We start from the raw sequence: 11,459 nt of genomic DNA, 5'->3' as shown, positions 1-11,459 counted from the left end.
AAGGCCGGGGTCCAGATGGGTGAAGCTTTGTCGTGACTTACGACGGTCTCCCAACCGGGCCCCGGCCTCCGCCGGGGCGGTCAGGAGGGTGGTGGGGCGGATTTCGCCTCGCGGAGCGGAGGGTGCCGGGACATGTTCGCGCGGCAAGGGGTCGCCGGGGCCATCCCACCTTTGAGCGAGCAGCCTAATCGGCAGCTCCGGCTCATCACCGGGGCGACGGGTCGACGCAGGTCGGGTAAGGCCGTGCGCCGAAGGAGAGTGGCGATGAAGCGGATGGTCGGTCTGATGATGATGGCGTCGCTCGCGATGCCAGCCATGGCGCAGCAGGCAGTCGGGACGGCGCCACCGGTGCCGGCGCCCGCGCCCGCGCCGTCGACGCCCGCATCCGCGCTGCCGCGCGTCGCGCTCGACACCAGCGCCGGGCGGATCGTGATCGAGGCGGATACGCAGCATGCGCCGATCACCGCCGGCAATTTCCTCAAATATGTCGCGGGCAAGCGGCTCGACGGCACCGTCTTCTACCGCACGGTCAAGGTCGCCGACCGGTTCGGCTTCGTCCAGTTCGGCACCAATGGTGACGCCAAGCGGACGTTGCCGCCGATCAGGCACGAGCCAACGACGCAGACCGGGCTGCATCATACCGACGGTGCGATTTCGGTGGCGCGGTTCGCGCCGGGCAGCGCACGCGGCGACTTCACGATCAGCGTCGGCGATCAGAGCGCGTCGCTCGACGCCGATCCCGCCAAGCCGGGCGACAATCTCGGCTATGCCGCCTTCGGTCACGTCGTCGAGGGGATGGACGTGATCGTCCATATCCTCGACGCGCCGGTGTCGCCGACCGAGACGATCGGCGGTTCGTTCAAGGGCGAGGTGCCGGCGAGCAAGGTGACGATCCGCACGGCGCGGATCGTCCCATAAGGGGCGGCCCCGCGGGGCCGCCGGTCATTGCTGGGTCAGATCCTGATTCTTGACCTCGCCGCCGGTGCCGCTGTTGCCGTCGAAGGCGCCGGTATCGGTGAAGCGCGAGGGCTCTTTGCCGCCTTCGCCGCGGGCGACGGCGTCGGCGCGCGCCTCGACCGCCTGTTCGATGTCGCTGCGCTCGTCGTCACGCTGATCGTCGGGGTTGCTGTCCGGCGCGCCGGCCGGGATGGAATCGGCCATGGGTCAGATCTCCGCCGGTTGCGAGGTGCCAGGATCGGTCGCCGGTGTCGCGGGCGAGGGCACGTCGATATCGGGTGCCGGCGTCTGGATCTCCGGCGGCGGGGCGCTCGGCTGCACCGGCTGCGAATCGGGAACGGGGCTTTCGGGCGGCGGCTGGGTTGCCATGTCGGTCTCTCCTTCATATGACCCAACGTTCCGGGTGCGCGCCGGTTGCCTCTTGGCTTGCCCCCGGGCGTCAGGCTGGTATAGACGCGCGCCCAACGGCGGGTCCTTCGTGCGGGCGTGGCGGAATTGGTAGACGCAGCAGGTTTAGGTCCTGCCATCGCAAGATGTGGGGGTTCGAGTCCCTTCGCCCGCACCAGTCCCGCGCTCCTGTGGGCGGGACGACAGCCTTAGAAGATTTTCCGTCAGATTTCTCAAGATTGAAGGCCGAACATGCAGACTGTCGAGACGTTGAACGAGGGCCTGAAGCGTGCCTACACGCTGACCATCACCGCCGCTGACATCGACGCGAAGGTCGATGCCGAGGTGAAGCGGGTCGCGCCGCAGGTGAAGATGCCCGGCTTCCGCCCCGGCAAGGTTCCGGTCAATCTCGTCCGCAAGATGCACGGCGAGGCGCTCGCCGCCGACGCGCTCAACAGCGCGATCCAGCAGGGCGTGCAGCAGCTGATCGCCGACAAGGCGCTGCGTCCGGCGATGCAGCCCTCGGTCGCGCTCAACGAGGATTATGCGCCGGGCAAGGATGCCGCGGTGACGGTCGAGCTGGAAGTGCTGCCGACCGTGCCGGCGCCGGCGATCGATTCGCTCAAGCTGGAGCGGCTGACCGTGCCGGTCGCCGACGATCTCGTCGACGAGCAGCTGCAGAAGTTCGCCGACCAGTCGAAGAAGTGGGACGATGCGCTCGAGGACAAGGTCGCCGAGACCGGCGACCTTGTCACCGTCGACTTCGTCGGCAAGACCGCCGACGGCGTCGCCTTCGATGGCGGCACCGGCACCGACATGGGCGTCGAGATCGGCTCGGGCCGGCTCATCCCCGGCTTCGAGGAGCAGCTCGTCGGCACCAAGGTCGGCGAGGAGAAGGTGCTCAACGTGACCTTCCCCGAGGATTACGGCGCCAAGAATCTCGCCGGGCAGCCCGCGACGTTCGAGATCACCGTCAAGAAGATCCAGGTCGCCGGCGAGAGCACGATCGACGAGGATCTCGCCAAGAACCTCGGCCTCGAGAGCCTCGAGCAGCTGCGCGGCCTGATCAAGGGTCAGATCGAGCAGGAGCATAACGGCCTCACCCGCACGCACATGAAGCGCAAGCTGCTCGACCAGCTCGCCGAGGGCCATGATTTCGAAGTGCCGCCGTCGATGGTCGAGGCGGAGTTCGCGCAGATCTGGCAGCAGCTGGAGCATGAGGCGACGCACGAGGAAGATCCCGCCGCGGCGCTCGCCGAGATGGAGTCGGAGCGCGACGATTACCGCAAGATCGCCGAGCGCCGCGTCCGCCTCGGCCTGCTGCTCTCCGAGATCGGCCAGGCGAACGGCGTCGAGGTGTCGCAGCAGGAGATGAACCGGCTGATCGGCCAGGCCGCGCAGCAATATCGCGGCGAGGACCAGCAGCGCTTCATCCAGTATATCCAGCAGGAGCCGATGGCGGCTGCCCAGCTGCGCGCGCCGCTCTACGAGGACAAGGTCGTCGACTTCCTGTTCGATAAGGCCGAAGTGACCGATCGCGAAGCGACCCGCGAGGAGCTGGAAGCGGCGATCGAGAGCGAGGACGGTTTCGCCACCGGCACGCACTCGCACGACCATGACAACCACAAGCCGCGCGCCAAGAAGGCCGCCGGCGAGGGCGCGGCCAAGCCGAAGAAGGCCGCCGCCAAGAAGCCCGTCGCCGAGGGCGACAATGCTGCGACCGAGACGCCGGCCGCCGAGGCTGCGACCGACGAGGCCGCCACGGAGGCGCCTGCCAAGAAGCCGCGCGCCAAGAAGGCCGCGCCGGTCGAGGCCGAGACGGCGGTGACCGAATCGTCGCCGGTCGCGGCCGAGGCGGCGGAGGGCACCGAGGCGGCCGACGCACCGGCGAAGAAGCCGCGCGCCAAGAAGGCCGCAGCGCCGACCGAGGGTTGATCGACGGGGAGGGGAGCATCGGCTCCCCTCCTTTGCTTCGTCATACCGGCGCGAGCCGGGATCCATGGACGCGCGCGGGCTCGCGATGACGTTTGCGTCAGACGTTCCGTGACCGTGGGTCCCGGCTTTCGCCGGGATGACGAATGAACAAACGCTCAGGCTTGCATAACTTGGGACGCAGACCAACGTGACGCCACCGACGATCGCCGTCCTGCTACCCTGCTACAACGAGGCCGCGGCGATCGCGCAGACCGTCGCCGGCTTTCGCGCCGCGCTGCCGGACGCGACGATCTACGTCTACGACAACAATTCGAGCGACGACACGATCGCGGTCGCCCGCGCCGCGGGCGCGGTGGTGCGCAGCGAGCGCATCCAGGGCAAGGGCAATGTCGTCCGCCGGATGTTCGCCGATATCGATGCCGACGTCTATGTGATGGCGGATGGCGATGCGACCTATGACGCCGCCTCCGCGCCGGCGCTGGTCGCGCGGCTGCTCGACGAACCGTGCGACATGGTGGTCGGCAGCCGGGTGAGCCAGGTGCAGGAAAGCTATCGCCGGGGCCATCGCTTCGGCAATGCGCTGCTCACCGGCATGCTGGCGCGGCTGTTCGGGCGCAGCTTCACCGATATCCTGTCCGGCTATCGCGTCTTCTCGCGCCGCTTCGTCAAGAGCTTCCCGTCGCTGTCGGCGGGGTTCGAGATCGAAACCGAGATCAGCGTCCACGCGCTCGAACTCAAGATGCCCTGCGCCGAGGTCGAGACGCCGTATTTCGCGCGGCCCGAGGGATCGCAGTCGAAGCTCAGCACCTATGGCGACGGTTTCCGCATCCTCAGGACCATCCTGACGCTGTACCGGATCGAGCGGCCGTTGCTGTTCTTCGGTGCGATCGGCGCGCTGCTCGCCGCGCTGGCGGTGGGGCTGAGCGTGCCGCTGGCGATCACCTATATGCACACGCATCTGGTGCCGCGCTTCCCGACCGCGATCCTGATCACCGGGCTGATGATCATCGCCGCGCTGTGCGGCTTTGCCGGGCTGATCCTCGATACCGTGGTGCGCGGGCGGCGCGAGGTGCGCCGGCTCGCCTATCTGACCCACCCCGCCCCGTCCGGCGGGGCTTGAACTCCCCCGCCGGAGCGCCGATGTTGGCGATCTTCGGGGCCTATAGAGAGATTTCCATGCACAATCCGTTCGAGACCGGCGACTTCATGAGCCCGATCGCCCACGCCGGCCTTGGTTTGCAGCAGACCCAAGCAGGCCTCGTGCCGATCGTCATCGAACAGTCGAACCGCGGCGAGCGTTCGTTCGACATCTTCAGCCGCCTGCTGCGCGAGCGGATCATCTTCGTCACCGGCGGTGTCGAGGACGGCATGGCCAGCCTGATCACCGCGCAGCTGCTCTTCCTCGAGTCCGAGAACCCGAAGAAGGACATCTTCATGTACATCAACTCGCCGGGCGGTGTCGTCACGGCGGGCATGGCGATCCACGACACGATGCAATATATCCGTCCGCGCGTCGGCACGGTGTGCATCGGCCAGGCGGCGTCGATGGGCAGCTTCCTGCTCGCCAGCGGCGAGCCGGGGATGCGCGTGGCGCTGACCAATGCGCGGATCATGATCCACCAGCCGTCGGGCGGTGCGCAGGGCATGGCCAGCGACATCGAGATCCAGGCCAAGGAGATCCTGCGGATCCGGGCGCGGATGAACCAACTCTACGCGCAGTACACCGGCCAGCCGCTCGAGGAGATCGAGCGCCGGATGGATCGTGATACCTTCCTCGAAGCGAATGAGGCGAAGGATTTCGGCCTCGTCGACGAGGTGTTCGACAAGCGCCCGACGCCGGCGGACGAGACCGCGCCTTCGGTATAAAGGCGCGGTAACGCGCCCGGCCGATCCGTTAAGATCGTTTGGGCGTTGTGGTTTGCGTAATGGCCGGTCTACCATGGTCGGCCTCACCAGCGGGGCCTCACCCGCGACAAGGAAGTGTGAATGACGAAATTGAGCGGTGGCGACTCGAAGAGCACCCTCTACTGCTCGTTCTGCGGCAAGTCGCAGCACGAGGTCCGCAAGTTGATTGCCGGACCCACCGTGTTCATCTGCGACGAGTGCGTCGAGCTGTGCAACGACATCATCCGTGAGGAGACCAAGTCGGCGCTCGTCTCGAAGAAGGACGGCGGCGTCCCCACGCCGCAGGAGATCTGCGACGTACTCGACGATTACGTCATCGGCCAGAAGCGCGCCAAGCGCGTGCTGTCGGTGGCGGTGCACAACCATTACAAGCGGCTCAACCACGGCGCCAAGGGTGCCGACGTCGAGCTGAGCAAGTCGAACATCCTGCTCGTCGGGCCGACCGGCTGCGGCAAGACGTTGCTCGCGCAGACGCTGGCGCGCATCCTCGACGTGCCGTTCACCATGGCGGACGCGACGACGCTGACCGAGGCGGGCTATGTCGGCGAGGATGTCGAGAACATCATCCTCAAGCTGCTCCAGGCCTCGGACTATAACGTCGAGCGGGCGCAGCGCGGCATCGTCTACATTGACGAGATCGACAAGATCAGCCGCAAGGCCGAAAATCCGTCGATCACCCGCGACGTGTCGGGCGAGGGCGTCCAGCAGGCGCTGCTCAAGCTGATGGAAGGCACCACCGCGAGCGTGCCGCCGCAGGGCGGGCGCAAGCATCCGCAGCAGGAATTTCTCCAGGTCGACACGACCAACATCCTGTTCATCTGCGGCGGGGCGTTCTCAGGGCTCGAGAAGATCATCGGCGACCGGTTGCAGGGCAAGTCGATCGGCTTCGGCGCCTATGTCGCCGCCCCCGAGGAGAAGCGCACCGGCGAGCTGCTGCGCCAGACCGAGCCCGAGGATCTGCTCAAGTTCGGCCTGATCCCCGAATTCGTCGGCCGTCTGCCGGTGATCGCGACGCTGGAGGACCTCGACATCCCGGCGCTGGTCAAGATCCTGTCCGAGCCGAAGAACGCGCTGGTCAAACAATATCAGAAGCTGTTCGAGATGGAGCAGGTCGAGCTCGACTTCACCGACGATGCGCTGGTCACGGTCGCCAAGAAGGCGATCGAGCGCAAGACCGGCGCGCGCGGGCTGCGCTCGATCCTCGAGGCGATCCTGCTCGACACGATGTTCGATCTGCCCGGCATGGACGGCGTCGACGAGGTGATGATCGACAAGGACGTGATCGAGGGCCGCAAGGAGCCGATCCGCGTCTATGCCGAGAAGAAGAAGGACGGCGCCGGCGCCGCCGCCTGATCGGTTGGGTCTGGGTTGAGGAAGGGGCGTCGCGGAAGCGGCGCCCTTTTTTCGTGCGGGCGGTCGGAGGCGGCGGGTTTACGCGGTTTGTGGTCTTTTCGTGCCGCCAATGCGCTTTCCGCGACGGGGCGGGGCGTTTGCCGTACCTCCAGTGCTGCCGCGGAGGCGGGAGCTCCGTTTCTGCTTTCGCGCCGCCGTTGTTCTGCTGGGCCACTGGGTTCCCGCCTGCGCGGGAACACTGGGGCTCTGGCTAGCGGAACGACTTCGCACCCGTTTCGATGGGACGAAGGCGATGCTATCCTGCGCTGGCTGAGCGACCTTCGAACAACCCCCACGCGCTCGCCAAGCCGCGGCCACGTCGCGCCGCATCCCCGCCTCGCGCCGTAACGCCGCTCCTCGCGCATCGCGTTTCCCTCATCGCGCGTTAACCCGGCGCGCCGCACAGCGGGGCGGCAAGCGACGGAGCGATGATGGCGACACGAATAGACCCTGCGGTGGAGCGCAGTCCGGCGTGGCAGGCGGGGCGGGGGCCGCTGGCGGTGCTGCCGGCGCTGCTGTTCCGCGACCGGCGGGCGTGGCTGGCGATCCTCGTCGGCTGGCTGCTGACGATCGGTGGCAGCCTCATCCTCAGCTGGATCATCGAGCATCTCGCACCGGGCCATCCGGGGCCGGACCTCGGCGATACCTCGGGGCCGATGAAGCTGTTCCTCGTCGCCGGCTTCAGTCCGGTGGTCGAGACGCTGATCATGGCGGCGGTGCTGACGCTGCTGCTCTACGTCCTCAAGGGCTGGCAGGCGGTGCTGGCGAGCAGCCTGCTGTGGGGCATCGCGCACAGCCTCGCCACGCCCCTGTGGGGGGCGGTGATCTGGTGGCCGTTCCTGATCTTCTCGACGCTCTACGTCACCTGGCGGCCGCGCGGCTTCTGGGTGGCGGTCGGCGTCGTCATCGCGGTGCACGTCCTTCAGAATCTGTTTCCGGCGCTGCTGATGGTGTTCGGCCAGTGAGGCGCGGTCGCATTCGCCCGTGGCGATAATCGAGGAGTCGGTCTACGTCAGTGGGATGCACAGATTGTCCCCGTCATGACCGTGACCGAGGCCTATCGTGCCGAGGGCCATGTCGCGCTGCCTGCGCTGTTCGAGCCCGAGGTGCTGCTCGCCTTCTACCGGATGATGCAGGCCGATCTCCAGGCGGCGGGGCGGCCGTTGCAGAGCTTCGCGGCGCGCGGGCCGTTGCTGCGCCAGCCGGCGATCGAGGTCTATGCGTTTCAATATGCGCCGATGCTCACCTTCCTCTGGGGTCTGACGCCGCGTGTCGCCGAGGTGGTGGGGGCGACGTTGCTGCCGACCTATGCCTATTTCCGCGCCTATCGGCAGGGCGATGTCTGCCGCATCCATTCCGACCGGCAGGCGTGCGAGCACAGCCTGTCGCTGACCATCGCTTATGGCGAGGACAAGCCGTGGGCGCTGTCGGTGGGACGCGACCGTATCGCGGTGCCGCAGCCCGAGGTCAGCGATGATTTCGGTGGCCAGCCTTATGGTTCGGTGGCGATGGCGGCGGGGGATGGCGTGCTCTATCAGGGGACGCATCACCGGCATGGCCGGCTCGACCCCAATCCCAACAGCTGGTCGGCGCATCTCTTCCTGCACTGGGTGGAGAAGGACGGGCGCTACAAGGATCAGGCGTTCGACCGGCCGGCGCAGGCGCGCGCGGCGCAGGGGCGGTGAGGCCGGCCCGCTGGTCGGCAGACCGCCGCATCCGTGGGGGCCATTGTGTTAAAGTGTGAACGGCGCGCATGCGTCAGGGCCGTACCGGAGCTTTCGGCGCGACCGAGCATTCGCTTGCCATGACGATGTGCGGACCATGGCGATGACGGCGACGAACGGATGGATCGGCCTGCCGCGCTGGGCGATCCTCTTTCCGGCGGTGGGCGTGCCGGCGGTGCTGGGATCGGTCTATGCGATGGGGCTGGTCGGCACGATCGTCGCGGCGGTGGTGCTGATCGGCGCGGTGATCGCAGCGGTCCATCATGCCGAGGTGGTGGCGCATCGCGTCGGCGAGCCGTTCGGCACCCTGGTGCTGGCGATCGCGGTGACGGTGATCGAGGTGTCGCTGATCGTGTCGCTGATGCTGTCGGGATCGGGCGACGTCGCGGCGCTGGCGCGCGATACCGTGTTCGCGGCGATCATGATCATCCTCAACTTCATCATCGGCCTGTGCCTGCTCACCGGCGGGATCGCGCATGGCGAGCAGCGCTTCACGCTGCGCGGGATCAGCGCGGCGCTGGCGACGCTCGCGGCGCTCGCCGTGCTGTCGCTGATCCTGCCCAATTATACGACGAGCGCGGCGGGGCCGACCTATGCGCCGTCGCAGCTCGTCTTCGTCGCGATCGTCAGCCTCGTCCTCTACGGCACCTTCGTGCTGGTGCAGACGGTGCGCCATCGCGACTATTTCCTCCCCGCCGGCGACGTCGAGCCCGACGACCATGCCGCGCCACCGAGCGACCGCACCGCCTGGACCGCGTTCGGCGTGCTGCTCGTCGCACTGGTCGTCGTCGTGCTGCTCGCCAAGGGGCTGTCGGCGCAGGTCGAGGCGGCGATCCTCGCCGCCGGGCTGCCGCTGGCGATCGTCGGCGTGGTGATCGCCGCGCTGGTGCTCGCGCCGGAGAGCCTCGCCGCCTATAATGCCGCGCGGCGCGACCGGCTGCAGACCAGCCTCAACCTCGCGCTCGGATCGGCGCTGGCGACGATCGGGCTGACCATCCCGGCGGTGGCGATCGTCAGCCTGATGCTCGGCCTGCCGCTCACGCTCGGCATCGGCGCGAAGAGCATGACCTTGCTCGCGCTGTCGCTGTTCGTGACGACGATCTCGCTCGGCACCGGACGCACCACCGTGTTGCAGGGGGTGGTGCATCTGGTGATCTTCGCGGCCTATCTGTTCACGACGATCGTGCCCTGACCGGCGCGCGGCCGCTGGCGGCTCGCCAGCCACAGGCCGCCGGCGATCTGCGCCAGCGCATAGAGCCGCCGCCGGCCGGGGCGGCCGACGAACGGGCGCACCGTCGCCTCGGCACCGAGCGCCTCGTCCTTCCACAGGTCGACGTGGCGCGTGGGCTGGAGCAGGCCGACGAGGCCGTCGCCGACCATGAAGATCGCCGCCATCTCGGCGGCACGGGCGGTCCAGGGCTGGTCGGTCATCGGGCGTCCTCCGCTCATTTCGGCTTGGGCTGGGCGGCGCGCCACGCCTGATAGGCGTCGATCGCGTCATCCTGTTTGAGCACGCGCGCCATCGGATCGACGATCACATGCGCTGCGGCCGGCACGGTGATCGTCGCCAGCCCGCCGCTCATCGGCACCGTCTGGACGCTCCCGTCGACCGATACCTCGACCGGCAGCGGGAAGGGCTTGTTGGTCGGCGTCGTCCATTTGAGCGACAGCTGCGTCGCGTTGCGCGTCACGGTAAGCTTGGGCAGCGCCGCCTGATAGAGATAGACGTCGAAGAACCATTGCCAGTCCTGCCCGGTCACCTGCTTCACATAGCCGATGAATTCGGGGGTCGAGCGGAACAGCGGCTGGAAATTGCCCGGCGCGGGATCGGCGCGGCCGTAGACGGTCCAGCGCAGCACCTCGTCGAACGCCTTGTCGCCGATCGCATTGCGCAAGGTGTGCAGCACCCAGGCGCCCTTGTAATAGATGTCGCCGCCGCGGCCGGGCGCGGTCTTGTAGACCTCCTCGGCGGTCTGCGGCTTGCCGGCGACCAGCGCCGACTGGTTGAGGATCTTCGGCCGCATCTCGAGCATCATCGCCGCATAGCGGGCCTCGCCCTCGCGCCAGCGACCGTAGAGCGGCTGCATATATTCGGTGAAACCCTCGTGCATCCAGAAGTCGTCCCAATTGGGCGCGGTCATCTGGTTGGCGAACCATTCGTGGCCGAACTCATGCTGGAACAGCCAGTCGAACCCCTCGGGCGCCTTGGCATAGTCGTTGCCGTAGGCGTTGATCGTCTGATGCTCCATGCCCTTGTGCGGCGTCTCGACCACGCCGACCTTCTCGTCCGCCCAGGGGTAGGGGCCGACGACGCTCTCGTAGAAGTCGAGCGTCGGGGCGAATTCGGCGAACAGTTTCTCCGCCTTGTCCTTCTCGCCGGGCAGATACCAGTAGAACATCGGAATCTCGTTGCCGAACCGGCTCTTGTAGGTGCCGGACAGCTCCTCATAGGGGCCGACGTTGAGCGCGATCGTATAGGGGTTGGGGTGCGCCACCTCCCAGTTCCAGGTGGTGCGGCCGTCGTCGAGATGATCGACGCCGAGCAACTTGCCGTTCGACGGCGCCTTCAGCCCCTTGGGCACGGTGATGTGCAGCGTCACCTTCTGCGGCTCGTAGGTCGGATAGTCGATGCACGGCCAGAACAGGTCGCAGCCCTCGCCCTGCACCGCGGTGGCGATCCACGGCGCGCCGGCGGGGGTCTTGGCCCAGACGAAGCCGCCGTCCCACGGCGCGCGGACGGCGGTATGCGGACGGCCGCCATAGGTGATCTTGACGGTGAGCTTGGCGTCCTTGGCGACCTTCTTGGCGAGCTTGATCGTCATGCGGCCTTCGGGATTGGCGAAGCTCGCCGGATCGACGCCGTCGACCGTCACCGCGGTGACGGTGAAATTCTTGTCGAGGTCGATCGCCAGCCGGTCGGTACGCTCCTTGGCGTTGAACACCAGCGTCGCGGTGCCGTTGATCACCTCGCGCACCGGATCGACCTCAATCTGCAGATCGGCGGTGTCGAACGTCACCTTCTTCTGCGCCGGATCGAGCGGCCCGCCCGAGGCCGCGGTCTGTGCGCTGAGCGGCGGCTTGCCCGGCTCGGCGGCATAAGCGGCGGTCGACAGCAGCAGCAGGGCGGCAAACGGCAGGCGAGGCGACATTCGATACTCC

At 67.5% G+C, this 11,459-nt stretch carries 12 protein-coding genes and 1 tRNA gene; 9 read left to right on the top strand and 4 right to left on the bottom strand.

The features are described from left to right. Nucleotides 1–264: 264 nt before the first annotated feature. Nucleotides 265–918: a peptidylprolyl isomerase gene (locus V8201_RS18015; RefSeq protein ID WP_336546150.1), complete on the top strand. Its 654-nt coding sequence runs from the start codon at nt 265–267 to the stop codon at nt 916–918. A gap of 24 nt (nt 919–942) precedes the next feature. Here the strand turns inward: V8201_RS18015 and V8201_RS18010 are convergent, their stop codons facing one another. Next, nucleotides 943–1,161, bottom strand: coding sequence for a hypothetical protein (locus tag V8201_RS18010; RefSeq protein ID WP_336546149.1), 219 nt, complete (start codon nt 1,159–1,161; stop codon nt 943–945). 3 nt (nt 1,162–1,164) lie between these two features. Next, nucleotides 1,165–1,326: a hypothetical protein gene (locus tag V8201_RS18005; RefSeq protein WP_271299133.1), complete on the bottom strand. Its 162-nt coding sequence runs from the start codon at nt 1,324–1,326 to the stop codon at nt 1,165–1,167. A 111-nt stretch (nt 1,327–1,437) separates the two neighbouring features. Here V8201_RS18005 and V8201_RS18000 point away from each other — a divergent pair. The 8 genes from V8201_RS18000 (at nt 1,438) to V8201_RS17965 (ending at nt 9,492) form a co-directional block, all read left to right on the top strand. Continuing rightward, nucleotides 1,438–1,522: transfer RNA gene (locus V8201_RS18000), tRNA-Leu, on the top strand. Nucleotides 1,523–1,596: 74 nt separating this feature from the next. After that, the gene (gene tig, locus V8201_RS17995; protein WP_336546148.1) at nt 1,597–3,279 is read left to right on the top strand and encodes a trigger factor; all 1,683 of its coding nucleotides are present in this window, start codon (nt 1,597–1,599) and stop codon (nt 3,277–3,279) included. 187 nt (nt 3,280–3,466) lie between these two features. Beyond that, nucleotides 3,467–4,399, top strand: a complete 933-nt coding sequence (locus tag V8201_RS17990; protein ID WP_037533121.1) for a glycosyltransferase family 2 protein — start codon at nt 3,467–3,469, stop codon at nt 4,397–4,399. Nucleotides 4,400–4,455: 56 nt separating this feature from the next. Then, complete coding sequence (locus V8201_RS17985; protein ID WP_336546147.1) at nt 4,456–5,145, top strand: ATP-dependent Clp protease proteolytic subunit; 690 nt, start codon at nt 4,456–4,458, stop codon at nt 5,143–5,145. A 120-nt stretch (nt 5,146–5,265) separates the two neighbouring features. Beyond that, the gene (clpX, locus tag V8201_RS17980) at nt 5,266–6,537 is read left to right on the top strand and encodes an ATP-dependent Clp protease ATP-binding subunit ClpX (RefSeq protein WP_037533125.1); all 1,272 of its coding nucleotides are present in this window, start codon (nt 5,266–5,268) and stop codon (nt 6,535–6,537) included. 470 nt (nt 6,538–7,007) lie between these two features. After that, the gene (locus tag V8201_RS17975; protein WP_235199681.1) at nt 7,008–7,541 is read left to right on the top strand and encodes a hypothetical protein; all 534 of its coding nucleotides are present in this window, start codon (nt 7,008–7,010) and stop codon (nt 7,539–7,541) included. A gap of 75 nt (nt 7,542–7,616) precedes the next feature. Continuing rightward, nucleotides 7,617–8,261 carry a hypothetical protein gene (locus V8201_RS17970; protein WP_336546146.1) on the top strand — a complete coding sequence of 215 codons (645 nt, stop codon included), beginning with the start codon at nt 7,617–7,619 and terminating at the stop codon, nt 8,259–8,261. A 142-nt stretch (nt 8,262–8,403) separates the two neighbouring features. Then, entirely contained in the window at nt 8,404–9,492 is a 1,089-nt protein-coding gene (locus tag V8201_RS17965; protein WP_271299132.1) for a calcium:cation antiporter, read from the top strand. Here V8201_RS17965 and V8201_RS17960 read toward each other — a convergent pair. Next, nucleotides 9,465–9,731 carry a hypothetical protein gene (locus V8201_RS17960; RefSeq protein WP_235199682.1) on the bottom strand — a complete coding sequence of 89 codons (267 nt, stop codon included), beginning with the start codon at nt 9,729–9,731 and terminating at the stop codon, nt 9,465–9,467. The genes V8201_RS17965 and V8201_RS17960 overlap by 28 nt on opposite strands. 14 nt (nt 9,732–9,745) lie before the next feature. After that, nucleotides 9,746–11,449 carry a M1 family metallopeptidase gene (locus V8201_RS17955; RefSeq protein WP_336546145.1) on the bottom strand — a complete coding sequence of 568 codons (1,704 nt, stop codon included), beginning with the start codon at nt 11,447–11,449 and terminating at the stop codon, nt 9,746–9,748. Nucleotides 11,450–11,459: the final 10 nt, after the last annotated feature.

The organism is Sphingomonas kyungheensis (assembly GCF_037120395.1).
In the GTDB taxonomy this organism is placed as follows: Bacteria; Pseudomonadota; Alphaproteobacteria; order Sphingomonadales; family Sphingomonadaceae; genus Sphingomonas; species Sphingomonas kyungheensis.
Note: the sequence above shows the minus strand (reverse complement) of the source record. Positions and strands in the feature narration are given on the sequence as shown.